General features: G+C 61.7%; 27 protein-coding genes and 1 pseudogene. 17 read left to right on the forward strand and 11 right to left on the reverse strand.

Annotation, left to right across the window (positions count from 1 at the left end; translation table 11 throughout):
• Positions 1 to 314 precede the first annotated feature (314 nt).
• Positions 315 to 1,490, forward strand: a complete 1,176-nt coding sequence (locus tag DBV08_RS20790; protein ID WP_095971332.1) for a glutamate--cysteine ligase — start codon at positions 315 to 317, stop codon at positions 1,488 to 1,490.
• Here the strand turns inward: DBV08_RS20790 and DBV08_RS32355 are convergent.
• A complete protein-coding gene (locus DBV08_RS32355; RefSeq protein WP_095971469.1) occupies positions 1,487 to 1,642 on the reverse strand; it encodes a DUF6131 family protein in 156 nt (51 codons plus the stop codon). The genes DBV08_RS20790 and DBV08_RS32355 overlap by 4 nt on opposite strands.
• 145 nt (positions 1,643 to 1,787) lie before the next feature.
• Here DBV08_RS32355 and DBV08_RS20795 point away from each other — a divergent pair, with 145 nt between their 5' ends.
• The 3 genes from DBV08_RS20795 (at position 1,788) to DBV08_RS20805 (ending at position 4,387) form a co-directional block, all read left to right on the forward strand.
• Positions 1,788 to 1,991 carry a hypothetical protein gene (locus DBV08_RS20795; protein ID WP_003945456.1) on the forward strand — a complete coding sequence of 68 codons (204 nt, stop codon included), beginning with the start codon at positions 1,788 to 1,790 and terminating at the stop codon, positions 1,989 to 1,991.
• A gap of 77 nt (positions 1,992 to 2,068) precedes the next feature.
• Positions 2,069 to 3,151: a M48 family metallopeptidase gene (locus DBV08_RS20800; protein ID WP_095971333.1), complete on the forward strand. Its 1,083-nt coding sequence runs from the start codon at positions 2,069 to 2,071 to the stop codon at positions 3,149 to 3,151.
• A gap of 201 nt (positions 3,152 to 3,352) precedes the next feature.
• Entirely contained in the window at positions 3,353 to 4,387 is a 1,035-nt protein-coding gene (locus DBV08_RS20805; protein ID WP_124568701.1) for a hypothetical protein, read from the forward strand.
• 38 nt (positions 4,388 to 4,425) lie between these two features.
• On the opposite strand, the gene DBV08_RS20810 is transcribed toward DBV08_RS20805, so the two are convergent.
• Both DBV08_RS20810 and DBV08_RS20815 read right to left on the reverse strand, forming a co-directional pair.
• Positions 4,426 to 5,592, reverse strand: coding sequence for a MinD/ParA family protein (locus DBV08_RS20810; RefSeq protein ID WP_124568702.1), 1,167 nt, complete (start codon positions 5,590 to 5,592; stop codon positions 4,426 to 4,428).
• A gap of 309 nt (positions 5,593 to 5,901) precedes the next feature.
• Positions 5,902 to 6,609, reverse strand: coding sequence for a hypothetical protein (locus tag DBV08_RS20815; protein WP_124568703.1), 708 nt, complete (start codon positions 6,607 to 6,609; stop codon positions 5,902 to 5,904).
• A gap of 218 nt (positions 6,610 to 6,827) precedes the next feature.
• On the opposite strand from DBV08_RS20815, the gene DBV08_RS20820 reads away from it, so the two are divergent.
• The 4 genes from DBV08_RS20820 to DBV08_RS20835 all read left to right on the forward strand — a co-directional run bounded on the left by DBV08_RS20820 (position 6,828) and on the right by DBV08_RS20835 (position 10,632).
• On the forward strand, positions 6,828 to 7,358 hold the full coding sequence (locus DBV08_RS20820; protein ID WP_029254615.1) for a hypothetical protein: 531 nt from the start codon (positions 6,828 to 6,830) through the stop codon (positions 7,356 to 7,358).
• A 108-nt stretch (positions 7,359 to 7,466) separates the two neighbouring features.
• A complete protein-coding gene (locus tag DBV08_RS20825) occupies positions 7,467 to 8,897 on the forward strand; it encodes a PepSY domain-containing protein (protein ID WP_124568704.1) in 1,431 nt (476 codons plus the stop codon).
• Positions 8,898 to 8,921: 24 nt separating this feature from the next.
• Positions 8,922 to 9,422, forward strand: coding sequence for a copper chaperone PCu(A)C (locus DBV08_RS20830; RefSeq protein ID WP_124568705.1), 501 nt, complete (start codon positions 8,922 to 8,924; stop codon positions 9,420 to 9,422).
• Positions 9,415 to 10,632: a Dyp-type peroxidase gene (locus DBV08_RS20835; RefSeq protein WP_124568706.1), complete on the forward strand. Its 1,218-nt coding sequence runs from the start codon at positions 9,415 to 9,417 to the stop codon at positions 10,630 to 10,632. Before DBV08_RS20830 ends, DBV08_RS20835 begins: the two co-directional genes overlap by 8 nt.
• Positions 10,633 to 10,712: 80 nt before the next feature.
• On the opposite strand, the gene DBV08_RS20840 is transcribed toward DBV08_RS20835, so the two are convergent.
• Both DBV08_RS20840 and DBV08_RS20845 read right to left on the reverse strand, forming a co-directional pair.
• Positions 10,713 to 11,849 carry a GIY-YIG nuclease family protein gene (locus DBV08_RS20840; protein WP_124568707.1) on the reverse strand — a complete coding sequence of 379 codons (1,137 nt, stop codon included), beginning with the start codon at positions 11,847 to 11,849 and terminating at the stop codon, positions 10,713 to 10,715.
• Positions 11,850 to 11,894: 45 nt separating this feature from the next.
• Complete coding sequence (locus DBV08_RS20845; RefSeq protein WP_234036657.1) at positions 11,895 to 12,482, reverse strand: TetR/AcrR family transcriptional regulator; 588 nt, start codon at positions 12,480 to 12,482, stop codon at positions 11,895 to 11,897.
• 195 nt (positions 12,483 to 12,677) lie between these two features.
• Here DBV08_RS20845 and DBV08_RS20850 point away from each other — a divergent pair, with 195 nt between their 5' ends.
• The 3 genes from DBV08_RS20850 to DBV08_RS20860 all read left to right on the forward strand — a co-directional run bounded on the left by DBV08_RS20850 (position 12,678) and on the right by DBV08_RS20860 (position 15,883).
• Positions 12,678 to 14,243: an LVIVD repeat-containing protein gene (locus DBV08_RS20850; RefSeq protein ID WP_124568708.1), complete on the forward strand. Its 1,566-nt coding sequence runs from the start codon at positions 12,678 to 12,680 to the stop codon at positions 14,241 to 14,243.
• Positions 14,240 to 14,896 carry a DUF305 domain-containing protein gene (locus tag DBV08_RS20855; RefSeq protein ID WP_124568709.1) on the forward strand — a complete coding sequence of 219 codons (657 nt, stop codon included), beginning with the start codon at positions 14,240 to 14,242 and terminating at the stop codon, positions 14,894 to 14,896. Before DBV08_RS20850 ends, DBV08_RS20855 begins: the two co-directional genes overlap by 4 nt.
• Before the next feature lie 63 nt (positions 14,897 to 14,959).
• Positions 14,960 to 15,883, forward strand: coding sequence for a DUF2797 domain-containing protein (locus DBV08_RS20860; protein ID WP_124568710.1), 924 nt, complete (start codon positions 14,960 to 14,962; stop codon positions 15,881 to 15,883).
• 7 nt (positions 15,884 to 15,890) lie between these two features.
• Here the strand turns inward: DBV08_RS20860 and DBV08_RS20865 are convergent, their stop codons facing one another.
• Positions 15,891 to 16,361 (reverse strand): hypothetical protein, encoded by a 471-nt coding sequence (locus DBV08_RS20865; protein WP_095971344.1) that lies wholly within the window; start codon positions 16,359 to 16,361, stop codon positions 15,891 to 15,893.
• Between the two features lie 251 nt (positions 16,362 to 16,612).
• Between DBV08_RS20865 and DBV08_RS33160 the strand changes: the two genes are divergently transcribed.
• The 3 genes and pseudogenes from DBV08_RS33160 to DBV08_RS20880 all read left to right on the forward strand — a co-directional run.
• Positions 16,613 to 17,434, forward strand: coding sequence for a hypothetical protein (locus tag DBV08_RS33160; RefSeq protein ID WP_095971345.1), 822 nt, complete (start codon positions 16,613 to 16,615; stop codon positions 17,432 to 17,434).
• 111 nt (positions 17,435 to 17,545) lie between these two features.
• On the forward strand, positions 17,546 to 17,911 hold the full coding sequence (locus DBV08_RS20875) for a pyridoxamine 5'-phosphate oxidase family protein (protein WP_260395678.1): 366 nt from the start codon (positions 17,546 to 17,548) through the stop codon (positions 17,909 to 17,911).
• Positions 17,912 to 17,989: 78 nt separating this feature from the next.
• A pseudogene (locus DBV08_RS20880) lies at positions 17,990 to 18,733 on the forward strand (HNH endonuclease family protein); the annotation flags it as partial.
• Positions 18,734 to 18,763: 30 nt separating this feature from the next.
• Here the strand turns inward: DBV08_RS20880 and DBV08_RS32360 are convergent.
• From DBV08_RS32360 to DBV08_RS20895, 4 genes are all read right to left on the reverse strand, one after another.
• Positions 18,764 to 18,934, reverse strand: a complete 171-nt coding sequence (locus DBV08_RS32360; protein WP_166811684.1) for a hypothetical protein — start codon at positions 18,932 to 18,934, stop codon at positions 18,764 to 18,766.
• Positions 18,935 to 19,277: 343 nt separating this feature from the next.
• A complete protein-coding gene (locus DBV08_RS20885; RefSeq protein ID WP_240952525.1) occupies positions 19,278 to 19,646 on the reverse strand; it encodes a hypothetical protein in 369 nt (122 codons plus the stop codon).
• A gap of 288 nt (positions 19,647 to 19,934) precedes the next feature.
• A complete protein-coding gene (locus DBV08_RS20890; RefSeq protein WP_124568713.1) occupies positions 19,935 to 21,053 on the reverse strand; it encodes an Ig-like domain-containing protein in 1,119 nt (372 codons plus the stop codon).
• A 55-nt stretch (positions 21,054 to 21,108) separates the two neighbouring features.
• Positions 21,109 to 22,323, reverse strand: coding sequence for an Ig-like domain-containing protein (locus tag DBV08_RS20895; RefSeq protein WP_124568714.1), 1,215 nt, complete (start codon positions 22,321 to 22,323; stop codon positions 21,109 to 21,111).
• Between the two features lie 297 nt (positions 22,324 to 22,620).
• Between DBV08_RS20895 and DBV08_RS20900 the strand changes: the two genes are divergently transcribed.
• From DBV08_RS20900 to DBV08_RS20910, 3 genes are read left to right on the forward strand one after another with little or no spacing between them, the layout of a single operon-like run.
• Positions 22,621 to 24,120, forward strand: coding sequence for a SulP family inorganic anion transporter (locus DBV08_RS20900; protein ID WP_185564847.1), 1,500 nt, complete (start codon positions 22,621 to 22,623; stop codon positions 24,118 to 24,120).
• 35 nt (positions 24,121 to 24,155) lie between these two features.
• Positions 24,156 to 24,581, forward strand: coding sequence for a MerR family transcriptional regulator (locus DBV08_RS20905; RefSeq protein WP_124568716.1), 426 nt, complete (start codon positions 24,156 to 24,158; stop codon positions 24,579 to 24,581).
• A gap of 26 nt (positions 24,582 to 24,607) precedes the next feature.
• Positions 24,608 to 25,228, forward strand: a complete 621-nt coding sequence (locus tag DBV08_RS20910; RefSeq protein WP_003945756.1) for an L-threonylcarbamoyladenylate synthase — start codon at positions 24,608 to 24,610, stop codon at positions 25,226 to 25,228.
• Positions 25,229 to 25,236: 8 nt separating this feature from the next.
• Here the strand turns inward: DBV08_RS20910 and DBV08_RS20915 are convergent, their stop codons facing one another.
• Complete coding sequence (locus DBV08_RS20915; RefSeq protein ID WP_095971353.1) at positions 25,237 to 26,196, reverse strand: helix-turn-helix domain-containing protein; 960 nt, start codon at positions 26,194 to 26,196, stop codon at positions 25,237 to 25,239.
• Positions 26,197 to 26,249: the final 53 nt, after the last annotated feature.

Genomic DNA, 26,249 nt, shown 5'->3' on the forward strand with positions numbered 1-26,249 from the left:
TGCGGACTCCACGGATAAAACCGAGACAGCCCCACCGCACTCCGACAGGTCACGATCCGCGACTCGACGACGTGCGGGCGGGCAGGCTCACACGAGGGTGAAATAGGGGGTGAAACATGCCAGGAGGTCTCGTTTTTCCGAGTCCGACACAGTACGTTTTCCCAGGCACGCCAGTCCCCAGATTCACACGGTGTGCAAGGGCTCGTTGACGCTTACGAGATGTTGGCAAGACCGACCACAGGCCCCGTTCTCCCGACGAGAACGGGGCTTCCTCGTGTCGGTTTCCTCCGTCGACCGACCGGGTAGACGCGAGCATGAGCGCCACCAGCTCGACCGGATCCACCGCTGGCCGCTACGAATCGACGACCCCGACCGTCGGCGTCGAAGAAGAATTCATCCTCGTCGACCCGACATCGTGGTTGCCCTCCACCGACAATGCCGCGGTCGCGGAAACCGCGTCGGCACTCGGTATGGATCTTCAGCTCGAATTGTCCCGGTGCCAGGTCGAGACCAACTCTCCGGTGTGCCAGAGCATCGGCGAACTCCGAACCCATTTGATCGACATGCGTCGGCGCGCAGCGAAAGCGGCCGAGTTGAACGGCTGCAGGCTGTTGGCCGTCGGCGCACCGCTTTCCGGGCCTTCGCGTTTCGAGATTAGCGATGCGCCTCGTTACCGACAGATGGGTGAGCGCTTCGGCGCCCTCGCTGCCGAACAGAGCATCTGTGGTTGCCACATCCATGTTGGCGTCGCTGATCGAGCCGAAGCCGTGCAGGTCTGCAATCACGTGCGCATCTGGCTGCCCGCCTTGCTTGCTCTGAGCGCCAATTCTCGTGTCCACCAAGGATCCGACACAGAATTCGCGAGTTGGCGGGCGATCCAATGGTCCAGGTGGCCCGTCGCCGGGCCGCCGCCGTACTTCGAGAGCGCTGCAGACTTCGACACCGTGGTAGCGCGGATGGTGGATTGCGGCGTGATGCTCGACGAGCGGATGGCCTACTGGGACGTCCGTCCGTCGTGCCATCTACCGACCGTCGAGATCCGGGTTTGCGACGTTCAACCGACAGCAGACGATGCAGCGCTACTGGCAACACTTGGACGGGCTCTGGTGGCAACTGCGTTAGGCGCGATAGACCGGGGCATCGAGGCTCCGAACATTTCTCTCGAGAACCTTCGTCTCGCAACCTGGGTGTCCGCGAAGGAAGGGGTCCTGGGAACGTCGATCGATCCTGTTACCACACAAAGAATTTCGGCCACCGAACTGTTGCACCGACTCCTGATCCATGTCCGCGACTCACTCGACGAGACAGGCGAGTACGCGAGTGTGGAGTCGGCGCTGCGGAACAAGTCGGTCACCGGCAGCGGCAGCGACTGGCAACAGCGAACGCTTCGCCAGGTCTGCCTTCGGGAACTGATCGCGCGTGCCATTCAACGCACCACCCCGATCGAGCCGGCACGCATGGATACGCATGCGGGACCGGCTCCCGATTAGTAGTAATGCCGCCGACCGCCGACAGCGTGCCCGGCCGCGCCCAACGCGTACAGGATGATTCCGATCACCAGCAAGACGACACCAATCGTCCACAGGATCGGAATGTTCACCACGAAACCGATTATCAGCAGGATTACGCCGAGGATGATCATGACAAGCTCCTTCAGTGCGTTCACTCGGGCGGATACGCCCGCCTCGAGCCGCATACACCCCGGATACCCGTCGGCCGTGCGTTTCATACCCTCGCTGACCGGGTATTTCGCTGGGCACCATAATATTTGAAGAATCGAGCACGCCATGATGAGAATTGTGACTCTGATCGTTCTGATCTGGCTGATCGTCGGAGCCGTTGCGGCCGGCCAGCGCGGTTACTACAGCAGTTCGCCGACCAACTGTGCCGGCGTCGGGACCATCGCGCTCACCGTCATCGCGGGCCCGCTGAACTACTTCGGCGTCAATCCCAAAGTTACGGACTGCACGCTTCCTCAACCGACCGAGTGAACTGCCGATATGCAGCGCTAAACCGACTAGTCGTTACCCTGGAGGTGAGTCGACACACATCGAAGTGAGGGGCCACCATGACCACTGCGCCAGATCGCACCCGAATCGAGTTCCCGGACATCAGCTCGCGTGCGTGGGAACACCCTGCCGATCGGGCTGCATTGGTGACCCTCCGGACACTTCGGGGGTTCGACACCGTGCTGCGGACGCTGTCCGGCTTACTCCAGGAACGCCAGCATCGCCTCATGTATCTCGCTACATCCGTGCGGGTCGACGAACGCCAGTTCAGCGACCTGAACGATCTGCGACGCGATTGCGTCGACATTCTGCAGGCCGACGAGACACCAGAATTGTTCGTCCTCCAAACCCCGATGGTCAACGCCTTCACCATCGGTATGGACAAGCCGTTCATGGTGGTCACGACCGGCCTGCTGGACGTGATGAACTACGAGGAGCAGCGGTTCATCATCGGCCACGAACTCGGCCATGCGCTGTCCGGCCATGCGGTCTACCGCACCATCCTGATGCATTTGATGCGACTGGCCGGAACCATCGGTTGGTTACCCGTCGGCGGGTGGGCACTGCGCGCGATCATCGCCGCCCTCATGGAATGGCAGCGCAAATCCGAACTGTCCGGCGATCGCGCCGGATTGCTGTGCGGGCAGGACGTCCACACCGCGATTCGCGTCCAGATGAAATTGGCGGGCGGATCGCGAGTCAGTGAAATCGACATCGACGCATTCCTCGCCCAGGCTGCCGAGTACGACGCCAGCGGCGACCTCCGGGACGGCGTACTCAAGCTCCTCAACATCGAACTGCTCTCGCATCCGTTCTCGGTACTTCGCGCCGCAGAACTCAAGAAATGGGTGGACAGCGGAGACTATGCCGCGATCCTGCGCGGAAACTACCCGCGGCGAGGAGAAGACGACGGAGCGAAGATCAGCGACGAGTTCAAGAATGCAGCCAAGACCTACAAGCAGAACTTCGACGAGTCAGAGGACCCTCTGATCCGAATGGTGCGCGAGATCGGCAGCGGACTGGGCGGCGCGGTCGGCGCCGTCGGAAACGGCGTCGGCGACGTCGCGTCGGATATCAAGGAACGATTTACTCACTGGCGCAAGAGTTCCGACAGAACGAAGGGCACCGACGACGCCGAGTGAGCAGAATCGGGACCTGCCACCGAAGGCAGTCGGCGGCAGGTCCCGGGCTCTTGGCGTGAGAGTGATGCAGGCTTCCCTCTGCACCACCCTCACGTTCACAGACAGTACCAGCAGTCGAACAAACGTGCGAACTGAAAGCGGTCGTGTCGAATACCCGGTTGTCGGGTACGCGGCATAGGACCACTACAGAAGGGAGCCGACATGCATGCTGGGCGACTGAAGAAGGTCGGTTCGAGTGACGGCCCGTTTGCCTCCGTGTACTTCGAAGACGTCCGCAACCGGGAGGATGCGCGCGAGCGCTTCGAACTCGAATGGCGCTCGATGCGCAATCAACTCTCGAAACAGGGCGCGTCCGAAACGCTCATCGCACGACTGGACGAGGTGAAGGACAACCATCACGGAATCTCGGGACGCGCTGGGCGAGCGATAGTTGCCACACCCGAAGCAGTGCTGATCGACGATATTCTGCTCGAACCCGCAGGATCGACCATCGCAACCTTGGGCGAGCTGCCCTACTTGATTCCACTGATCGCACACGGATACGACACCGAGCCCTTCCTCATCGCCAAGGTCGACCACACCGGCGCGGACCTGTGCGTGCGCGATGCCCGCGGGCGTGACGTGTACGGCGAATCGGTCGACGGCGACGGCTTCCCGGTACACAAGGCGCACGTGGGCGGCCAGGAGCGGTACACCGACAGTCAAAGCCTCGTGGAGGAGAACATCCGGAAGAACCTGGCACAGGCTGTGGAGCGCGCGGCATCGCTCGCCCGCGAACACAAGGTCGCGCTGGTGGTCGTGATCGGAGAAGTACAGTCACGCAAAGCTTTTGCACAGCTCCTACCGTCGACGCTACGAGTGGTGGATGTCGAAAAGGGTTCACGTTCAGTGGGTTCGTCACCTGCTGAGGTGTCCAAGTCGATTCGTGAACTGATCGATACGCAGCGGCTGCGCAGGATGGACTCGGAAACCGAACGCTACGTCGCAGAGCAGGGACGGGACTCCGGTCTCTCCATCGACGGGACCGCGCGCGTCCTCGACGCTCTCGAACAGGGCAAGGTCGAGACACTGTTGCTCACCGATCCCGACGACAAGGAAGTCACCAGCGGAAAGTTGATCGGGCCCGCCGATCGCGTACTCCCCTACATCGCAATCGGGACCGGAACCGAACTGGTACAGATCGACGAACGCCTGGTTCTCGCCGACGGATACGGCGCGATCCTCCGGCATCCTTGAACATCGGCAGCCTGATCGGATTCGGTGGGTGAGCACCTTCAGCGAGAGGCGTGCTTGCCCACCGAGTCCGGAAATCCGTCGGCAATTGCTGCGACAAGTTCCAGATATGCCCGCGCAGTGCGCTTGTTCAGCAATTTCAAGTCGATCGGACCGCCCTCGCCGAGGTGATCGTCGTAGGGCAAGGTCTTGACCGCGCGCACTCCCCGCTGAGCGAAAACGTCTTCGAGTTGATCGAGGTCGAGCGAAGACGAACCCGGCCTCGTCGAATTGATCGCCACGACCGACCTGCTCACCAGGTCTGCGTAGCCATGCTTGGTCAGCCAACTGAGCGTTGCAGCAGCGCTACGGGCACCGTCCTGTGCCGTCGGGCTGACGACAACCAACGCATCTGCTTCGTCGAGGATTCCGTACATGGCCGAGTGCATGATCCCTGTGCCGCAGTCGGTGATGACGATGTTGTAATGCACCTCGAGAATTCGCAGAGTATCGAGGTAGTCCTGCTCGTTGAACGACTCCGAGGTTTCCGGATCTGCTTCACTCGCAAGGATTTCGAGCCGGCTGTCGCCTTGAGACGTGTAGTAGCGAACATCGCTGTACGTGCGAATGTCGCCGTCGGCCAACAGATCACGAACGGTCAGATGATGTTCACGTCGTTCGCGATCCGCCAGGGTCCCCAGATCGGGGTTGGCGTCGATGGCCACGATGCGATCCCCACGGATCGACGCGAACGTCGAACCGACGGTCTTGGCCGCCGTGGTTTTTCCCACACCGCCCTTGAGCGAGATGAAGGCAATTTTGTACACACCGCGCACCGTGCGGTTGGCACGGCGCACGAGAGCTTGGTGCTCGAGTTCGGCAGCAGACTGCCCCGTGTTGATCCTCCCACCGGTGAGTTTGAACAACACACTGCCCAAACCGCGTTCAGGCGGACGCTTCGCTCGCTTGATGATGTCCAGGTCGTCGACGGACGTCATAGCCCTGGGCGTCGAGGTCCGAAAATCGGTCGGCTCTTCACGACGTTGCTGACGCATCCGCTGACTGGGCAACGGTTTTGCTGCGGGTTCGTCGAATTGCGGTGTGAAGGTGACGGTTCGAATCGACGTTGCGTAACCGTCGTCGGACGCGTCGAAAAGGCCGTCGCCCTGAGTTGTTCCGGAGTTGTTCCCCAAGACTCCGCCATTCGAACCGTTGTTATCGCTGCGCACCGTTTTCCTAGGTCGAGTTCGGAATCATTTCGGACATAGCCTCTCGGACGCTATCACTCTGGCGGGCTTGCCGTTCTCTGCTCAATACCGTCACGGCACAACAGACCGTTACACCCGCACTTCGATGACTTTGGTCCTCACACTGGTGCCATTCTCAGCAAACACGATCGTCGTAACGATATGCGGCACATATATCTTCATCTGCCGACAAAAGCAGCCTTCCGCAATGTCAGGGCAAATCCCTTGGTAACAAACGAAAAAAGGGAGGGTGATCGCGCAAGCGACCTCCCTCCCTTCATGGACATGTGTTCAGCTGCTGCAGAATTCCGAGCTCCCGAGGCTCCCGAAAATCGTCGACAGATCCACACTTCCGAGCGAACTGCCTGTATCGCAGCCGTCGGCAGTAAGCGCGAAGTCGACACCGGTGACGTCAGCCGTACTCAGATTCACCGGAATTGAGGTTGGATCGGCGCCGCAACCGCTGCCGGGAATCACTTCGACGGAATAGCCATCCTTGGCCGGCTTGTACTGAAAGAAGTAGTCACCGGATCCATCCGTGGTTGTCGTCGCGATTTGTGTGCCCGCATCGAGCAGATTCAACGTCACGTCGGAAGCACCGACTCCATCGACGCCCGGACACCCGGTGACAGTTCCGAAGATGCTGAACACTTTCACCATCTCGAAGTCGATCCCGGTTGCGTCGGATGTCGTCAGATCCACCGGCGTGCCGTTGGGTACGGATCCGCATCCGGCGGGCGCGTAGGGACTGACGGTGTAATTGCCCGGAGGAACATTCGCGATCGTGTACGCGCCACCCGCCCCGACAGTGGCCGAGGAGATCTGCGTCGAACCGTCCCATACGACCATCCATATCCCGACCGGATCGCCAGAGTCGCTGCACGAGTTGACGAGGGTTCCCGACACCGAGCGTGTGACCGGGTCCGCCGAGGCCACCGAAGACAGGAAGAGACCGAACGCACCCACCAGGGCGAATATCGCAAAGAATCGACGCCTCATGAAACTCTCCTATGTGTTTGCCCTGCCGTCGACCCGTTGCCGGCGACCGGAGCCAAGTCAACACGGGAAAATGACCGTCATGTTTGTTTTGTCCACTCCTCGGCAAAGTTTGGCGAATCGGACAAATCGCCCTCTGACACGGTCGTCGGTCGGCGACCACAACGATCCCGACCGATCACCTACTAAGCCCGGTAGTAGGCGCCTGTATCCTTTCGCGTATGACGCCGGGTCCGAAAGATGTCGCGCAGCTGCGCGGCGCTTTTGTGGGCGGCACCTCCGGCGCGGTGTCGGTCGCAGCCCACGCCCTCGGTGGCGGCGGCATGGCCCCGTCCGAAAGCGCCGTGGTGTTGTTGATCCTCGCGTGCGCGAGCGTCGGCGCGGTGGTCACGTCCATCGACACCCGCAGATCCCCCGCGCTCTTGCTTGCCCTCATGCTCGCAGCGGGTCAGGCCATCGGCCACGCGACATTGACGATCGCTTCAGATCATCAACACGGCTTGCTCCTGTCGCTCCCGATGCTCGCAGCGCACATCGCTGCGGTCGGAGTGTGCGCAGTACTGATCCGCGGCGCAGAACGCGGGTACGTCGTGGCGGCGTCGACGGTAGCGGCCATCGTCGCGGTGCTCCTACGGCCGTGGGCGCCTGAACCATCGCCGTTCACTGCGCGCACTCGATACCGCGCCAAAGTTGTTCTGCGTCAACTTCTCACTTCCGGTCTGGGCACTCGCGGCCCGCCGGCATTCGTGTAACTCACCTTCCCTTTCCTTTCACGCACGTGATTTCGTGCGCCACTTTGCTGTGCGCCTTTATTAACCGCCCGCGGTTAATAAAGGCGCACGGCGGGATCGAGTACACGCATGTCCGCACCCGAATTGGAGCGCGCACAGACGCGCGCGTCCAACGACAGTTCTCCCCCGAAGAAGCAGGTTGGCGGCGCCAGACCACTGATACTGCGTCTGCATTTCTACGCCGGCGTTCTCATCGGGCCGTTCATCCTCATCGCCGCGTTGAGCGGTGGCCTCTACGCGATGGCGCCCACCATCGAGAAGTTCGTCTACAGCGACTACCTCCAGACCGACACCACCGGACAGATCGCGTCTCTGAACGACCAGATCCGTTCCGCTCAGCAGTATCGACCTGACCTGACGGTCTCGGCAGTACGTCCGTCCCCTGCTGCCGGAACCACCACACGGGTCCTGTTCACCGATCCGTCACTGGGCGAATCGGAGAGGCTCGCGGTCTTCGTCGATCCGGTGCTCGCACAGCCGGTCGGCGAGTTGGCCGTGTACGGAAGCAGTGGTTCGCTGCCATTGCGCACCTGGATCTCCCAGCTGCATCGCCACCTTCATCTGGGCGAACCCGGCCGCCTCTACAGCGAATTGGCCGCGTCGTGGATGTGGGTGGTCGCACTCGGTGGCGTCTACCTGTGGTTCCGTCGATACCGCACCGCCAGGAACGCTCGTCTGCTCACGATCGACCGAGCGTCCACCGGACGAAGCCGGACCCTGAACTGGCACGGTGTCGTCGGCATCTGGATAGCAGTTGCATTGGTCTTCCTCTCGGCGACCGGCCTCACGTGGTCGACCTACGCCGGAGAGAACGTCAGCAATCTGAGAACTGCATTGAGTTGGACGACGCCCTCCGTCGTGAAAACTCTCGGCGACGCTCCCCCACCGGCGACAGGCGGGCACGAGGGCCACGACATGGCTCCCGCTGCCACCGGCACTCTGACCGATACCAACGTCGGACGCGTCGACACCGTCCTCGGAATCGCCAGATACAACGGGATCACCGGTCCGGTCGAAGTATCGATACCTGCCAATGCCGAGACAGCGTTCACCGTCGCCCAGACTCGTGAGCCCTGGGTGTACAGCAACAACACCATCGCCATCGACGGAGCGACACAAAAGGTCACCGACGAGTTGTGGTTCTCGGATTGGCCACTCGCAGCCAAACTTTCGGCCTGGGGAATCCAACTCCACATGGGCCTTCTGTTCGGCCTTGCCAACCAGATCGCACTCGCCGCACTGGCGCTCGCGCTGGTCAGCGTGGTCATTCGGGGTTACATCATGTGGTGGCGCCGACGCCCCACCCGTGGCTCCGACTGGGCAGTCGGCCGGGTTCCTGCCCGCGGCGGAATCCGCAACCTCTCCCCGATCAGCCTCGTTGCGCTCGTCGCGATCACGGCGCTGGTCGGCTGGTTCGTTCCGCTACTCGGCATCAGCCTGCTCGCATTCCTGCTGATCGACGTGTGCATTGCGGCGTTCAAACGCCGCGCCACTACCTGACAATCACGAATTACGGAGACACACATGACTGTTCGCACCAAGATATTCGCAGCTGTTGCATTGACCGCAGCTCTCGCGCTGACCGGCTGTTCTTCCAACTCCGACAAGGAAACCGAAGCTGCACAATCCATCACAGTTCAGGATCAATGGGTCAAGGCCGCGCCGGAAGGCATGAGTGCGGCGTTCGCCGAACTCATCAACTCCAGTGACAAGGACGTACGCGTGGTCTCGGCCACCAGCCCCGCGTCGTCTCGACTCGAATTGCACGAAGTCGTGACCGGCGACGGCGGAACGATGACGATGCGCCCCAAGGACGGCGGTTTCCTGGTCCCTGCCAACGGTTCCGCCTCCCTTACCCCGGGCGGTGACCACCTGATGTTCATGGACCTGTCGGCGCCGCTGCTCCCGGGCGCCGAAACCGATCTCACCCTGATCTACGACGACGGTTCCAGCACCACGTTCACAGCTCAGATTCGCGACTTCTCCGGTAATCAGGAGAACTACGACCCGAATCACGGTGGCTGAGAACACGAACCCGCCCAGCCGAGCTCTCAGCCGGCGGCGCCTTCTCGGAGGAGGCGCCGCCGCGCTCGGCGTCGCGGGAATAACCTGGGGCGCAACCACAGTGGTCGAGCGCAGCGAACACGAGCAGCAAGCAGGCAAGCTCGTGGAGCCGTTCTACGGAGTCCACCAAGCTGGGATCGCCACCACTCCACAAGCGCACGGCACGTTCATCGGGTTCGACCTCTTGCCTGGAACCGATCGAGCAGTCGTCGTCGGGATCATGAAGATGTGGTCCGAGGATGCGTCACGGCTGACCGCCGGCAGTCCGGCGTTGGCGGACACCGAACGGGAACTTGCCGTGGATCCGGCGCGCCTGACGGTGACCGTCGGTTACGGCCCCGGCCTGTTCACCAAGCTGGGATTGCAGGCACGTCAACCGGACTGGTTCGAGCCGTTGCCGAGCTACGCGATCGATCGACTCGACGAACGATGGGGCGGCTCGGATCTGCTGCTGCAGATCTGCGGCGACGATCCGGTGACCATTGCTCACGCCGTTCGAGTGCTGACCAAGAACGTCCGATCACTGACGACAATCCGATGGACGCAGAAAGGATTCCGGAACGCACGTGGCACCACGCCCGAAGGAACCACGATGCGTAATCTCATGGGCCAGGTGGACGGGACGGTCAATCCTGCTCCGGGAACAGTGGATTTCGATTCACTGATCTGGCACGACGGGACCGGGCAGTCGTGGCTCGCGGGCGGAACCTCCTTGGTACTACGACGCATTCGCATGGAAATGGATACCTGGGACGAACTCGATCGCTCGGGACGCGAACTCACCATGGGGCGCACGTTGTCCAATGGCGCTCCGCTCAACGGAACCGACGAATTCGACGAAGCGGACTTCACTCTCACGGACAAGTTCGGTATTCCGGTGATCCCGCCAGGATCACACATCGCCAGAGCACACCGAACACATGAAAAGGAGCAATTCTTCCGCCGGGCTTACAACTACGACGACGCACCCGAGAGCGGGCAGACCTCGAACTCGGGGTTGATCTTCGCCGCGTTCCAACGGGACATCGCCGAGCAATATCTGCCGGTCCAACAGCGGTTGAGTGACTTCGACGCACTCAACGAGTGGACGACGCCGATCGGTTCTGCGGTGTATCTCATTCCGCCGGGGTGCACCGAGAACGATTACCTCGGAAGCGGTTTGCTCGGCTGACAACACCGGGTAACGATATTGTGGGGGCGGGATCCGAACGGATCCCGCCCCCACAATGCCTTCTACCTGAAGCTGTTGCGTTACTTGGACTTACGAGGTCCCGGCATAGCCGCACCCGGACGAGCGGTAGTCAACCTCGTGACCCACCCACTGGCGGGCCACTTCTTCAGGCCGACGTTGTGCGGGGTGACCTCGGTTCCGACGTACTTGGCAGCAAGCTCGTCGTCGACGGTTCCGTTGAAACGCCACAGTTGACTTCCGTCGGCATTGCGAGTGGAGACCTCCCATGACTGTGCGCGGAAGGCACCACGAATGATGCTGTCGGCAAAGACCAGAACGGGAATGCCGATCTCGGCACGGACAGCCGCACCGGCAGACCACTCGGCGCGTGCGAGTTCGTAGATCTCTTCCGGCGTTACTCCCGGACGGGCGGAGGCCGGTACGTGGAGGACGATGCTCGGCGTCGGGAGTTCCGGCGCGGGATCGGCCGAGTATCGCAACGCGAGTTCCTCGACGCGGGTCGCACGGGCGTCCTTGTCCGAGGTATCGCCCGCGAGGTTGGTCAGGCCGTCTCCCGCGTCGGTAATCCGCAAGGCTTCCACGATGCCGCGGACGACCTCTCCGGTAGTGGCAGCCGAATCGGTGGCGGCGGAAACAGATCGGAGGAGTACGAAGTGCTCCACTGCCGAACCTGCGTCGTAGATTTCACGGATCCGAGCGATCTTGGCTGCCGTCACAGCAGCATTCGACTCGGCCGGGCCGTCCGCTCCTTCGAGATTCGCGAGTTCACCGAGCGCTTCGAACACCGGCGCGAACACCTGGTTTCCCGTGCCGTGCCCGACATGGAATACCTGGTCGTTACGTGGGTCACGCAACGCAAAGACATACTGCCCCAACCGCTTCCCGACCTTTTCGGTGAACGGCTGCGGAGCCGGCTTCCTGACGACGACCTCGGTGGACAGAGTGCGCATCACGGCCAGACGCAGTGCGTCGGGCACGCTGGCAGAACCGGCAGCACCGGAAAAGATTGCCGCCGAGGCAGCGCTGATCGAGGTGAACGTGCGGCCGACTTGCTTCTCGAGAGATGCAGAGACCGTACCGACCGCAGTCAGTTTTGCATCGAGGGTGCCGTCACCCTCGACAAGGAACTCCTTGATCAACGGAGCAACGAGCAGGGTGGAGCCGATAGCGCGAGGAACTGTCCAGACAATAGCCATGACACGAGCCTAGGCGATCACCTCGAGACGCGAGGCGAACGCGACTCAGCCCGCCGCTGTCGGCCCGGCCAGTCCCTGCACAAGTAGGTTCCAGGCCGCGTGCGCGACTTCTTTTCGTGAGCTCTCGGCGGTCCGTTCCATGATCGCGGCGAACATGGCGATCGCCAGGATCACGTCCTCGGCAGTGACGGACTCGCGTATCTTCCCAGCTCGACGCGCTTCGTCGAGGCGACCTTCGAGAAGATCGGTCAGGCGGGTGCCGGCCGAATTCAGTCGTGAATCGCCGAAGGAGACAGGTTTGATGACCTCCACGAACACGATCGAGGTGGTGATCTGGTCGACCAACAAACGAAAAAGATCGTCGAGAGTCGAATCCGGATCGGCAGCCAGATCCTGCAACTCGACGATGTTCTCGTCGAACACTGCGAGTGCCAGGCTTTCGCGAGTGGGAAAGTGCCGGTAGAGGCTGCCCTGGCCGACACCGGCCGTACGGGCGATCAGGCTGAGCGGAGCAGCGAAACCCTGGGTGGCGAACACCTCGCGAGCTGCTGAGATGAGTGCCGCACGATTGCGCGCCGCGTCTCTCGGCCCTCTGTTGAGAGATCCGCTATTGACGCGGCCAGACGATGTCACGCACACTACGATACCAACCGGACAGCATTGTCCGGTTGGTTGCGGCCCGACACCGGTTCACACCCCGACCCGACCGTCGTGAGCGCTCGAACCCGCGCCTGCCCTCCGTGCTGCCTGTCCGTGAGATACGTCTGCCCGTGAGATACGTCTGCCCGTGAGATACGAAAGGCAATCCCGCACCGGGAGTTGGACTCGATGAAATCGTTCACGACCATCAGAACCAGATCTGCCATCGCGCTCGTCGCATTGATCACCATCCTTCCCGTGTGTGTCGCCGCGGCCGAACCAGCCACCGCCCCCGGCTCGATCCTCGAAACCTCCGGTGTCGGTTCGAACGCGGCGAGTCGTGCGGAGTGCGGGCCTGGTTCGATGCCCGAGACCGGGTTGCAGGGTGATGTTCCGGCCGAGGACCGAAACAGCGGACGCAGCCGGGATGGTTACAGCTGCAACATGTCTCAGATCGGTGGCTACTCGGGTCGCGGCGGCGGGATCACATCCACCAACTTCGAACACTGCTCGTACGTCGGCAGCTTCTTCCCCGGGAACCTCCTCGGCCCCGCGCAAGGCGTCCAAGTTCTCGACGTGTCAGATCCTGCCAACCCCGCACTCACCGCCACTCTGACCGAACCGGCGATGCTGGCCGGAACGTGGGAGAGCCTCAAGGTCAACGCCACGCGAAAGCTGCTGGTGGGCACGGGCGTTCCGCTCTTGACCGGCGTCGGCCTGATGTCGGTCTACGACATCTCCGACTGCGCACACCCGAAACTGCTCAACCCCGGGCCGGGAACCGATCTGGGAATGCTGCTGCCCATCACCAATCACGAGGGTGGGTTCTCACCGGACGGGAACACCTACTGGTCTTCCGGCACCGCCCCCGGCGTGGTGAGCGCCGTCGATCTCACCGATCCCACCAACCCGCGTGTCATCTGGCAGGACCTCATCGGGTTGTCGACCCACGGATTCGGAATCAGTCCCGACGGAACTCGCATGTACCTGTCCAACAATCTCGGCGGAATACATGTTCTCGACATCAGTGAGGTTCAGCGCCGCGTCCCCAATCCTCGGGTGCGCCAACTGTCCCAGCTCTCGTGGACCGACGGGTGGGCCACCCAGCACAGCATTCCCGTGACGTACGACGGTTCGCCGTACCTGTTCACCGTCGACGAAGGCGGTTCAGGCGGAGTCAAATTGATCGACGTCTCCCATGACGACGAACCGTCGGTCGTCAATTCGGTGAAGCTCGAGATCAATCTGCCGGAGAATCAAGACGCTGCGCTGGCGTCCGCTGCCGGCGGATCGCTGTTCGCGTACGAATCTCACTACTGTTCGGCCGATCGCCCGGTCGACCCGACGGCGCTGGCATGCGGATGGATCTCGAGCGGAATTCGGGTCTTCGACATTCGAGATCCCTTCGATGTCCACGAAATTGCGTACTTCAACCCACCTGCTCGGACCGGCGACAATCTCCAACTCGCCAACTCGCCGCACGCTCTCGCATCGCTCATCGGGGTACCCATCCTCAGCACCCCGGCAATCGCGCAGTCGATCGCGCAGGGCCAGTTCGACCCCGGCCAAGCGCTGAGTTCGCGGTCGGGCATGCTCGCTCTCGGCGACATCTCGACCGATTGGTGCTTCTCCCCACCCGAATGGCGAGGTACCACATTGTGGGCGACGTGCGCCGACAACGGCTTTGTTGCCATGCAACTCGAAAACGGTGTCTACACACCACCCGCCGACCAGAAGACGACCGTGGGATCATGACGGTGCCACGATCGGTCAAAGCCGTCGCGCTCGTAGCTGCGGCACTGATGCTGCTCGTACTCGGCGCAGCACTACGTCCCCTGTTTGCACCCGAGAACCACACGCAGACAGCTGTTCTGAGCGAAACCGAAATCGGATTCGTACACGACATGGCGGCCCACCATCAACAGGCACTCTTCATTCTCGCGCGTCTGAGTCCTGATGTGGACCCGGCGGTAACGAGACTGGCCCAACAGATCGACGATGTTCAACGAACGGAAATCGGTGTCATGCTCGGTTGGCTGCGGTTGGCCGGTGTCCCGCCGAACAGTAGAACGCCGATGGCGTGGATGGAGGCGTCACCGAGCAGTGCGGGCGACTCTCATCATCACCCGGCAACGCCGGAAACAGAGGCCGACGCCATGCCGGGCATCGCTACGACGGAAGAACTCGAGAAACTGAGCGCCGCTCGCGGGCTCGACGCCGAGGTTCTGTTCCTTCAACTGATGGAACGTCACCACCGTGGCGGGATCGCCATGGCACAGGTGGCCGATACCCTGTTCGAGAGCGGGCCAGTGAAACAGTCCGCCCGCGACATGATCAACACGCAGAGTCAGGAGTCCGGGCTGATGACACTGATGCTCGGACAACGTGGGGCACAACCACTGCACTGACCCGCATGTGCACTGACTACCATGGGTGTCGACCTGTGAACTACAGAAAGAATCGACACTTCAATGACCCTGCTCGTTCGCGGAATCGAATGGTCGAACCCGACAGCACCGCGGATCCGATGCGTCGACGACACCACTTCCGCTACGACCTTCTTCACTCACGACTCGGTTCTGCGGTTTTCCGTCGACGAGAAGAAGGGCCGCCGCTGCCTCGGCTGGCGAGATCTCACCGCAGAAGGTCGAGGGCACTCGCCGTGTGACCGCGAGGCCACGGTCGTTGCCGGGCGCCAATGCGACCGGTGCCGAAATCGCGAGGGGTTCACCACAGTTCATCAGGCACACGTCAGCGGGGCGCACATTCATCCGAACGTGCGCACCTACCTCGCACAACCACAATGGCTCTACGTGGACGTATTCGCCGGCGGTCAGATGAAGGTGGGGACGGCGTCCGAGTTTCGCAAACATCCGCGAGTCGCCGAGCAGGGCGCGGTCTGCGCGTTGTTCGTCGCGCGGTCGACGGACGGTTACAGCATCCGTTCGCTCGAAGCCAGGGCGTCGGAAGAGTTCCACTTGAGCCAGGCCATACGTACGTCTCGGAAGATCGAGGCGTTGACGGGAACTCTTGATCGAGAAAAACTCCGAAAGTCGTTGCACCACTTCGTATCGTCGATCAGCGACGAGCTGAAGGACATCGGATCGGACATCGACGGCATCGAGATCCTGGAGGCTCCCGAAGAATGGCGGGCGCCGGAATGCGCCGACGTGGTCTTCGATGCCGCACCGTTGATCGCGTATCCGCACACTTTCGAGTCCGGGGAGCATTCCCTGTATCTAGAGGGCCTTGCCGGTTCGATCGCATCGATGCGGATCGACCCCGATCCTGAATCACCACGCTTTGTCGCGGACGTGTCCGGACTGGTCGGTCGAACCATCACCGTCGGCGAGTTCGAGTCCCCAGGCGTGGCGATTCAGGAATCGTTGTTCTGAAGGTTGGTCAGCAACTTCCCGCAGTCGCTGCGGCGAATCCGCGAGTGACCTCGGCCTGCTCGTCGGCAGACAAGCTCGACCATTCGGGATAGGCCTGGATGGAGGTCAGCATGTCGTTTGCCAATGATTCACGCGTCATGCCCATTTCCTCGCCCGACTCGTCAATCGCCGGCTGGTATGCGTCGAGGTACCGGAGAACGTCGGAGCACGCCTGCGCGTAGGTCCGTGGCAGCGCCGAACTCACATTCGGGTCCGACGGGACCTCGGCCGGGACGCTCGAGTCGACGGGCGGTGCCTCGGTCGTCGATTCCGGCGACGTCGCCGGAGCCGCGGATGACGTCGTCGGCGTCGCAGTGGCGGTCGCCGAAGCGGAGGAAGTGAGTGTTCCGACCTCGGTCGGCTTGTCTCCGTCAGAACCGCAGGCAACCAGCGCCACCAGCGAGCAGGCACCGATGAACCCGGTGATCGTTTTCTTCATCCTTCAAGGATGCCAGAGGGCAGCCGGCGTTCGAACCGACCGGCGCCGCCGACCGGCCGGGATCGCCTGGGCGGCCCGTCGAATCCGAGCACCTCGTCGGCCCGACTGCAGGATTGGACCGTATGCCCCGTCCGCCAACCCATGCTACCGTTATTTAACTGCAAAGTAACTATGGGCGGGATTGTCCGGTCTGCCGCGTTCATCCGGAACGCTCTGATCGGAAATAGTTCGTTTTTAAGGGGCTGGAACGAGTGGGACTTTTTCGTCGACGAGGTTCCCGGGAGGAAGACGACGATCGCGGGCAGAACCTCGATCGCAGCGACCCCGGGTACGCTGCCTGGTTCGCGAACGTCGCCGACGCGGGCAGTCAGCCGGTTCCGTACAAGCGGCCGCTGACCGCACCGGTCTATCCGCAACTCCACTCGCCGACACCGGACTACGAGACAGACACCGGATGGCCGCTCGACGCGCCCTCCGGAGACGGCTGGCTACCCGCAGACCGAATCGACGAATTCGAGTCGTCGTATGGCCGCTCATCTGCATCGAACGGAACGAACCCGCACATCTCACCAGCTGAACAGTTGCCGCCCGGCCCACCCCCGACGCCGCAACCGACGATTCCGCCTCGAAATGTACCGATGACTTCACCACCGAAGCATCACCTGGAGTCGCCCAGCGCGACTCGGCCCTACCAAGGAGAAGCAATGAGCAACATCGACAAAATCCTCGGCGAATTGATGCGCATCGACGGTGCCAGCGGTGCAGCCGTCGTCGACGCCGACAGCGGGATGGTTCTCGGTATGAGCGGCAACCCGTCGTTCAGCCTCGAATATGCCGGCGCCGGCAACTCCGAGGTTGTGCGAGCAAAGCTCCGCACGATGAGTAACTTGGGGATTACCGACACCCTGGAAGACATCCTGATCACCCTGAGCAACCAGTACCACCTCATTCGCGTCCTCGAGACGCCCGGACTGTCGACACTGTTCGTGTACCTCGTTTTGGACCGCGCACGTGCGAACTTGGCGCTGGCCCGCCACAAGCTGGGCGAGCAGACCCCCAAGATCGAGATCTGACGCGTCCACTCCACCCGAGAAGGCCCGGTCCTCACCCAACGGCGAGGACCGGGCCTTGTCCGTTCAGAACCGTCGATTGGTGAACGTCGCACCGGCACCGATACTGGGACCGTGACTATCGCGGATACACCTTGCGTGTGGTTGACCACCCTCCGAAATGACGGCTCGCCGCACACGACTCCGGTGTGGTTCTTACTGCGTCGGAACACATTCTGGATACCGAGCGCAGAGCAGAATCGGAAGGTTCGGAACCTGCGGGACGATCCTCGGGTCTCGTTGGCCGTCGACGGATCCGCCGGCGATCCGTGGGTCGCACAGGGACTCGGGACAATTCATCACGACGTCGGCGAGTTCAGCGATCTCCTGAGACTTTTCGGCGAGAAGTACGCCGGCTGGGATGCCGCGGACAAGACTCCCGACGGCCCGCGAGTTCTCGTCTCGGTCCCGGTGACGCGGTGGCTCCTTCGACCGGACTGACAGACAGTGCCGGTTCGGCCCGAAATGTCGTGAATGACATACTTGTAGTTCATCTCTCGCAGAAATGGACTCTCACACATGGCACGCACGGCACATCACAGGCGCGGCATCACCGGCGTCACCATCGGCATTGCTGCCGTGATCGTGCTGGGAGGTTGCGCGAACTCCAACGCCGACGCGCCCGAAACATCTTCTCTCGGTTCAGGAATCGGATCCGGTGTCACGACGACGGCGGTGGCCGAAGCCTCGACGCCGTCTTCCGCTGCAGCTGAACTACTGGCGCAGATCCCGATCAAGGGACGCGCACCCAAGACCGGATACGACCGCGCGCTGTTCGGCACCGCTTGGACGGACGACGTCACCGTCGAGTTCGGTCACAACGGCTGCGACACACGCAATGACATTCTCCGCCGCGACCTCACCGACCTGACATTCAAGGACGGCTCCAAAAGCTGCTCGGTCCAAACCGGTACGCTCCGTGACCCGTACACGAACAAGACCATCGCCTTCACCCGCGGCCAGGACACGTCTTCGGCAGTGCAGATCGACCATGTAGTCGCACTCTCGGACGCCTGGCAGAAGGGCGCGCAGCAGCTGGACACCCAGACGCGAACAAATCTCGCGAACGACCCGCGAAACCTACGCGCTGTCGACGGACCCACCAACCAGAAGAAGTCGGATTCCGACGCAGCGTCGTGGCTGCCACCCAACAAGGCCTACCGCTGCCAGTACGTGACTGCTCAAGTGGAAGTGAAAGCCGCATACGGTTTGTGGGTCACCCAAGCCGAACACGACACCATCGCAGACATTCTCGCGACCTGCTGAACTCTTGCTTTGATCAGCGGACTCTGATCAGCGACCTTTGATCAGATACCGCACAATCGCCATTCCGAGCGCGAGGCCCACCACGGTGGCCAGCGCTGCAACCAGACCGTGACCGGTCAGTGCGACGAACGCGCCGGTGGTGACTGCGACGACCGCAATGATCCCCGCGTCCACTCTGCTTTGACCACGTTCAGGCATGGCACTCTCTCGTGCCGTCAGGTCCGTCCGCTCCCCTCGTAGCGGACGGACCCAGCGGCAAACTGTCGAAATGCGCGAACTCCGGTGGCCTCACCGGGCTGACTTTGCGGGCGGTCCTGCGAGGCCGGCACGTCCCCCGGAGCCAACTCACATCGGTTCACGAAGTCCGTACCTTCGCAGAATATACCGATTGGTAGGTAATTACCGAGGGCTAAAGTCCCTGGTCATGGACTCATGCGACGAGTGGTCGGAAACTCGAGACGAACGAGCGTATCCGCGAGCCGAGCGTTTATCGAGATAGTGAGAACAGCCATAAGGCCGCCCGGACATGGAGCGGAGACGTCTAGGACCCGAAAAGTGATCCGAGATCCAATGATCCGATTGACGACACTCTCTTCCAATCAGCGCAATATGCGGTGGTGAAGCGAGAATCCGTCAAGAGAATCGTGACCGTCGCCGGTCCGAGGGTGCTTTCGAACTCGAGGACATTCACTACACCGTCGCCGTCAACTTTTGCTCGGCCATATATGCATGGCATGTCAGCCGATTCGGGTCCGGAAGTCGTGTAGGTCCCCGGCAACACCTCCCACGGCACGTCGAACAGCCCGTGACCGGGAATGTTTCCCGGCGCTGCTGAGGCCGTAGACGTCCCGATCATTGCCACACTGACAGCTACTACCGCAGCGGACGCGAGCAAACCAACCTTGCGCATTTTCCCTACCTTGTTCATACCTGAACCGCAGCGGCGAGTTCGAAGGCTTGTTGATGTAAGAACCCGCGGTTCGCGCAGTTCTTCAACTAACGGTAGTAAAAGGACACAAGTTTTGGTGAGCTACCTTTTGTGGTTCTGGCCCGGTTTCCGTGACGGAGACTCCCCTCGAGAAAAACAGGGAACGCCGGCGTTGCGGCTCTCGGCATGATTCGAACCTGTCATTCCAGTATTCGATCACACACCCGTATTCGAGCCGAAACGTCGACGCTCCCCTGCCGTTTGGGTGACTCAGCCCCCGAGTGAGCCTGTCGGAAGCTTCGAGAAGATGTCCCCGAGGCTTCCGGTTCCGCCCGGTGTTTCCGGATCCGTCGGATCCACCGGCTCCACGACGACGACACCAGGCACGGTGACGGTCACGGTCTTGTCCACGGACTCCGAGGCGCTGAACTTCTTGGTACCCAGAAACTTTGCGGTGATACGATGTTCACCCTGGTCGCGGAACGGCCAGACCAGTTCTGCGTGACCATTCGAATCGACTGCGGCGCTGCCGATCTTCGTTTCACCGTCGAAGAACTCGACTGTTCCCTCACCCGGATTCGGGTCGATACTCGCCGCGATCTTGACGTCTTCGCCGGTCAGTGCCTCGAGTGCAACGTCGACCGTCGTTTCGGTCTGGTTGGTCGAGAAAACCTCGGTAGTGGAAAGGGCGCCACGTCCGTCACCGGAAGCAACACAATACCCAGCTGCATTGGTCCACCGAGACTCACCGAAACTCATGCTCGTGTCTTTGATCTTGATAACCGGGCTCGCCGCCCCGGCGCGCAGGTGCGTCGTCGCGTTGCCCTCATCCAACCGAGCCGTGAGCGTCAATTCAACTGCCGGCAGGCGGAAGTCGGTGTTGGCCTTGACCTGCAGCCCTTCCTTGGGCTTGTTGTCGCTCGCGCTCGGCCCGTCGTTGACGGTCTTGTTGCCGGTGCCGGTAATTCGCAAATACTCACCGGCGGGGTTCACATTTCCATCTGCGCCGACACGGAGCAGCACCGCCGTTTCGCCGGTCAAGTTGGACGACGAATCACCGACGAGTGAGTACGAAATCAGTTCTGCACCTTGAGGAAGCGCGATGTCGTACTTGATACGACCGGTGTCCGAATCCGAACTACGCATGACGCCCGGATGGAGTTTCACGGTGAACTCTTCGCCGGGACGCACGGACCGGGGCGCCGTGACCTCCAGGTTGTCGGAGAACGACCAGTCCCAATCGGTGAAGCCGTCGACCCGGCACTTGTGTTCGACGGAAACTGTTCGCGTCACGGCATCTGAGGCCGCTGCCACCGGCGCGGACACAGCGAGGAGTCCGGCGGCGAGAGCTGGCACGACTGCGCAGGCAGCCAGGGTACGGGGGTTCATGTGTTGCCTTTCAGAAGAACTCGGGCATCGAGGGTGCGGTGAAGTAGGACCGTGATCACTTGCCGCCGAGCGAACCAGTCGGCAACTGAGGCAGAACGGACTCGAGGCTGCCGAAACCACCCGGGGTGCCCGGATCGGTCGGGTTGGGATCGACCGGACCTGTTGTATCGCCGGTCACCGTGAGAATGTGCGCCGCCGAGGTGTACGTCGCCTCGGCGCCGGTAGCGGTGAACACCGCAGTGACGGACTTGGTTCCAGCCTTACCGAAGGTCATATCCAGGCGGGCAATTCCGCGAACCACCGGTCGCGGCTCACCGACGGGCTTGCCGTCGACGATGAACTGCACTGTTCCCGTTGCGTTTTCCGGCGTGACGTGAGCGGCAAAGGACACCTTGGTGCCGGTAGCGGCGGTAGCCGGTCCTTCGAGCGTGGTCACGATGTCGGCTCCGGGTCCTGGATCAACAGGTCCCAGATCCCCGTCGATTCTCGTCGACGCCAATGCACCGGCGCCGGTGTTGAGGGGGCCGGTCTCACTGTCGCGAGGTGAGCAGGACGTGGGCGCCCAGATGGTTCCAGCGAGCCAGTGACTGACCTGAGGGAGGAAGGTCAAGAACGACTCCGGTCCACCGAACGTACCTGCAGCACCAGAAGTCCGGACATTGGTTTCGACTGCGCCGGACGGCCCGGCCTTCACGGTGATTCTGATCTTCGGAAAGACGATGTTGGTCTCGGCTCCGGACTGAGCATTGATCGCAAGCCCGCCGTGCGCACCCGACGACGATGACGGGCTGTTGCCGATCGCTTCGTTCGCGCCGGACAACCGGAGTATCGGACCGTCCGCTGCGGGAGTGCCGTCTTCGTTCACGCGAATGACCGAAGCGGGTTTCCCGGCAACGACATTGCCCGGATCGGTGACTGTCGCGGAGACGAACTCCGCGTTGGCCGGAATCGGCAGATCGATCTTCAGACGCGAGATCTTCTTGACACTTGCGCCGCTCACATCGTTCGGGATCTGGACGCTACCCGGGTCCACGTCGATGTCGAAGACTTGACCTGGCGCCACGACAGAAGGAGCCGAAACCCGTACCGTGGCAGGCTTTCCGTCTGACGACGGACCGGAGAACGCACTCGGAACTGCGCGGCACGTGACCTGAAAGGTTGTCGACGTGGTTTCTGCAACGGGCGCCGCGGTCGCCGGAATCACGGCCACCGCAGTTCCACCGGCAAGGAGACCGGCGAGCAGCGCAGCGTTCAGTAAGCGTTTTGACATGATGTCCTCTCGGAACAACCTGATTGACGTTTGCCGCCGAACTGTAACGGAGTCACCAACCGAATTAGTCAGTTTTCGATCAACAAAACCCACACAGTAGGTAAACAATTGGTAAGAGTTACTGGCCGTCACAGCTGACCGCCCACATGAGCGTTTCCCATTCCGGGCATATATATGGCACGAAAGGCCTTGCAGCGTAGTCGAATTCAATGCCGTGTCGCACCGCGGCCGCACCTTCGTTCACACTCTACCCTTACGGGAGGGTAGGGTATGAGCACCTCGTCAGGACGGAATCTCATGGCAGTAACCATCACTTCATCCACCAACGACAATTCGGTACGGGCCGCTCTCCGGTCACCTCGCCGTCTCAAAACCGAAGTCTTGGCCGGACTTGTCGTTGCACTGGCGCTGATTCCCGAGGCGATATCATTCTCGATCATCGCCGGTGTCGACCCCCGTGTGGGCTTGTTCGCGTCATTCACGATGGCAGTGACCATCGCCGTCGTCGGCGGACGACCCGCCATGATCTCGGCGGCCACGGGCGCAGTCGCACTGGTCGTCGCTCCACTCACTCGCGAATACGGAATCGACTATCTGATTGCGACCGTCCTCCTGGCCGGCCTTCTACAGATCGTGTTGAGCCTCCTCGGAGTCGCGAAGTTGATGCGCTTCATTCCGCGCAGCGTCATGGTGGGATTCGTCAACGCACTGGCAATCTTGATCTTCATCGCTCAACTCCCCCACCTGATCGATGTTCCGTGGCTCGTCTTCCCACTTCTGGCCGTCGCCCTCCTGATCCTCGTATTCCTGCCGAAACTCACGAACGCCGTCCCGGCTCCACTGGTGGCGATCGTGCTACTGACTACCGCCACAGTCGTTTTCGCTTTCGACGTTCCCGACGTCGGCGACGAGGGCGAACTTCCGTCGAGCCTGCCGACGCTACTGTTTCCCGACGTCCCTCTGAATACACACACACTGTCGATCATTGCTCCGTACGCATTGGCCATGGCGCTCGTCGGCCTTCTCGAATCGTTGATGACGGCCAAACTCGTCGACGACGTCACCGATACCCACTCGAACAAGACCCGCGAAGGGTGGGGTCAAGGCGTCGCCAACATCGTCACCGGTTTCTTCGGAGGCATGGGAGGGTGCGCGATGATCGGCCAGACCATGATCAACGTCAAGGTCTCCGGTGCTCGCACTCGGATCTCGACCTTCCTGGCGGGTGTGTTCCTGCTGATACTCGTGGTCGGCCTGGGTGACGTCGTGGCATTGATTCCCATGGCCGCATTGGTAGCCGTCATGATCATGGTCTCGGTCGGCACTTTCGATTGGCACAGCATCAATCCGAAGACCCTGCGCCGCATGCCGATCGGTGAGACGGTGGTCATGCTGGTCACCGTGGCCGTCACCGTCGCGACCCACAATCTCGCCTACGGCGTGATCGTCGGAGTGATCACCGCGATGGTGATCTTCGCGCGCCGCGTCGCGCACCTCACCGAAGTAATCGACGTCGCGCACCCGGACGCGGACACCCGCGTCTATGCGGTTCGAGGCGAGCTTTTCTTCGCGTCGAGCAACGATCTGATCTACCAGTTCGACTATGCCGGCGACCCGAAGAACGTTGTCATCGATTTGTCCGAGTCTCATATCTGGGACGCGTCGACCGTGGCAACTCTGGACGCCATCACCACCAAGTACGCGACCAGAGGCAAGAATGTCGAGATCGTGGGCCTCGACGGCGCCTCGGCCGAGCGCCATCTGCGCCTGTCCGGCCGCTTGGGTGACGGTCACTGAGAGGATGGAAGCCCAGCGCGACGAAAGTGGGAGTGATGTCTGAGGCGGAACCCGCGGGCCAGGAGCAGAACATGCAGATCGGCCAGGTTGCCGAACGCACCGAACTGTCGATCAAGACGATCCGTCATTACGACGACGTCGGGCTGGTCACTCCGTCCGAGCGGAGCGCCGGAGGATTCCGCCTCTACACCGAGGCCGATGTCCAACGGCTACTGGTAATCCGACGAATGAAGCCGCTCGGATTCAGTCTCGAAGAAATGAGACAACTTCTCGATTCTCTGGCCGTGCTCGGCGATACAGCTTCGGACTCGTCAACACGAACCGCCGCAACCGAATTCGTCACCGCTTGCCATACCCGAGCGGAAGAAAGCTGCATACATTTACGCAAGCAACTCGCCTACGCCGAAGAGCTGACGGGATTGCTCGCCGACCACAGCCTGAACGGTGAACGGCGTTCGTGAACTGCGGTCTGAACTAAGCTGGGTTGATGGCCCGATACTTCGACGTTCACCCCGAAAACCCGCAGCCGCGCGCGATCAGCCAGATCGTCGAAATGCTGCGCAACGACGCGGTCATCGCCTATCCCACTGATTCCTGCTACGCCCTCGGTGCCCGAATGGACAATCACTCGGGCACCGATCGGATCCGCGAGATCCGTCACCTGCGGTCGGATCACCACTTCACGCTGGTCTGTGCCGACTTCGCGCAGCTGGGGCACTTCGTCCACGTCACCAACTCGGCGTTTCGCGCGGTGAAAGCGGCTACCCCGGGGCAATACACGTTCATCCTTCCCGCCACGAAGGAAGTTCCGCGACGGCTGGCACATGCCAAGAAGAAGACCGTCGGGGTGCGCATTCCCAGCCACCCGGTGGTGCGTGCACTTCTGCAGGAGTTGGGCGAACCGATCCTCTCCAGCACTCTTCTGTTACCGGGAGCCGAGGAACCGATGACGGACGGCTGGCAGATCAAGGAAGAACTCGACCACCAACTCGACGCCGTCATCGACTCGGGTGACTGCGGTACTGAACCGACCACGGTTGTCGACTATTCGTCCGGTGTTCCCGAGATCGTGCGCGTCGGCGCGGGAGATCCTTCCCGTTTCGAGTAGCCGCGACGTCAGCTCTGCATTTTCCGAGAGCGGAAGGCCGCCGGAGAAGTCCCGAACCGTTCTTTGAACAGTCGCGAGAAGTGGCTCGCGTCGGAGAAACACCATCGGGTTGCGATCGAGGTGATCGAGCCGTTCGTTCGGCGCAATTCCTCACGCGCCCTGGCCAAGCGCCGCGCCCGTACCGTCCCGTTGAACGTCTCGCCAGTTCGGCCGAAGACTCGCTGGACCGTCCGGGCCGAGACCGCGTGGGCGGCAGCAACAGCGGTTAACGACAACGACGGATCACTCAGGTGCCCGTCGATCCAGGCATCGATTGACAAGCGCAGCGCGACGGAACCGACAGCGTCGCCGGTTCCGATGGTTTGGCTCACCGCCCCGTCGAACAGTTCGAGGGTGGCATTTCTTGCCGCTGATATCGCAGATTCAGGAAGTTCGGCCAACGAATCGTCCAGCATCGACAGATAGGAAACCAACAACCGTACCGACGGTGAGTCCCGATTCAGTGCGCCGCCGAAAGCCGGCCACGCTCGACCGGAGACCTCTGCCAGAGCTGAGCGAGGAATCAGCAAATTGATCGAACGAATCGCCTCCAGCACCTCGAACTCGGCCTCATTGCGCGTATCCCACAGAACCACGTCACCAGCGCCCACGAGAATCGTTTCGCCTGCCCGTGTCAGCGCTTCGCGTCCTGAACGGATTGCGATCAGCACCACCCAGTCTTCCGTGGCGTCGGATACCTGAGTTGCTGTTCGCTTTCCTGAGCACGGATCACAACTGAGGTCGACGAAACCGAAGTCGTCCAGCGAGCGTCGCCCCACCGATGCGGTAAATCCCCCGCGTAGATCCGACCGGGATACCTGCACATCGAGGGGAATGAATTCCTCCCGCAGACGGGACTCCCACCAGTGGCCACCCCTACCGAAAGGAATGCCGTCGGCAGCCTGCTGTTCCGACCCGACGGTGACCATACCTCAGGTTATCGCATATTCACTTCAAGGGTCGGTGACACGGCGCGAAAACA

The sequence above is a fragment of the Rhodococcus sp. KBW08 genome, from assembly GCF_003852455.1.
Taxonomy (GTDB): domain Bacteria; phylum Actinomycetota; class Actinomycetes; order Mycobacteriales; family Mycobacteriaceae; genus Rhodococcus_F; species Rhodococcus_F baikonurensis.

Coding starts and splice junctions, on each gene's coding strand:
- DBV08_RS20790 (WP_095971332.1), top strand. CDS start 315: ATGAGCGCCACCAGCTCGACCGGATCCACCGCTGGCCGCTACGAATCG.
- DBV08_RS32355 (WP_095971469.1), bottom strand. CDS start 1,642: ATGATCATCCTCGGCGTAATCCTGCTGATAATCGGTTTCGTGGTGAAC.
- DBV08_RS20795 (WP_003945456.1), top strand. CDS start 1,788: ATGATGAGAATTGTGACTCTGATCGTTCTGATCTGGCTGATCGTCGGA.
- DBV08_RS20800 (WP_095971333.1), top strand. CDS start 2,069: ATGACCACTGCGCCAGATCGCACCCGAATCGAGTTCCCGGACATCAGC.
- DBV08_RS20805 (WP_124568701.1), top strand. CDS start 3,353: ATGCATGCTGGGCGACTGAAGAAGGTCGGTTCGAGTGACGGCCCGTTT.
- DBV08_RS20815 (WP_124568703.1), bottom strand. CDS start 6,609: ATGAGGCGTCGATTCTTTGCGATATTCGCCCTGGTGGGTGCGTTCGGT.
- DBV08_RS20820 (WP_029254615.1), top strand. CDS start 6,828: ATGACGCCGGGTCCGAAAGATGTCGCGCAGCTGCGCGGCGCTTTTGTG.
- DBV08_RS20825 (WP_124568704.1), top strand. CDS start 7,467: ATGTCCGCACCCGAATTGGAGCGCGCACAGACGCGCGCGTCCAACGAC.
- DBV08_RS20830 (WP_124568705.1), top strand. CDS start 8,922: ATGACTGTTCGCACCAAGATATTCGCAGCTGTTGCATTGACCGCAGCT.
- DBV08_RS20840 (WP_124568707.1), bottom strand. CDS start 11,849: ATGGCTATTGTCTGGACAGTTCCTCGCGCTATCGGCTCCACCCTGCTC.
- DBV08_RS20850 (WP_124568708.1), top strand. CDS start 12,678: ATGAAATCGTTCACGACCATCAGAACCAGATCTGCCATCGCGCTCGTC.
- DBV08_RS20855 (WP_124568709.1), top strand. CDS start 14,240: ATGACGGTGCCACGATCGGTCAAAGCCGTCGCGCTCGTAGCTGCGGCA.
- DBV08_RS20860 (WP_124568710.1), top strand. CDS start 14,960: ATGACCCTGCTCGTTCGCGGAATCGAATGGTCGAACCCGACAGCACCG.
- DBV08_RS20865 (WP_095971344.1), bottom strand. CDS start 16,361: ATGAAGAAAACGATCACCGGGTTCATCGGTGCCTGCTCGCTGGTGGCG.
- DBV08_RS32360 (WP_166811684.1), bottom strand. CDS start 18,934: ATGCCTGAACGTGGTCAAAGCAGAGTGGACGCGGGGATCATTGCGGTC.
- DBV08_RS20885 (WP_240952525.1), bottom strand. CDS start 19,646: ATGCGCAAGGTTGGTTTGCTCGCGTCCGCTGCGGTAGTAGCTGTCAGT.
- DBV08_RS20890 (WP_124568713.1), bottom strand. CDS start 21,053: ATGAACCCCCGTACCCTGGCTGCCTGCGCAGTCGTGCCAGCTCTCGCC.
- DBV08_RS20895 (WP_124568714.1), bottom strand. CDS start 22,323: ATGTCAAAACGCTTACTGAACGCTGCGCTGCTCGCCGGTCTCCTTGCC.
- DBV08_RS20900 (WP_185564847.1), top strand. CDS start 22,621: ATGGCAGTAACCATCACTTCATCCACCAACGACAATTCGGTACGGGCC.
- DBV08_RS20905 (WP_124568716.1), top strand. CDS start 24,156: ATGTCTGAGGCGGAACCCGCGGGCCAGGAGCAGAACATGCAGATCGGC.
- DBV08_RS20910 (WP_003945756.1), top strand. CDS start 24,608: ATGGCCCGATACTTCGACGTTCACCCCGAAAACCCGCAGCCGCGCGCG.
- DBV08_RS20915 (WP_095971353.1), bottom strand. CDS start 26,196: ATGGTCACCGTCGGGTCGGAACAGCAGGCTGCCGACGGCATTCCTTTC.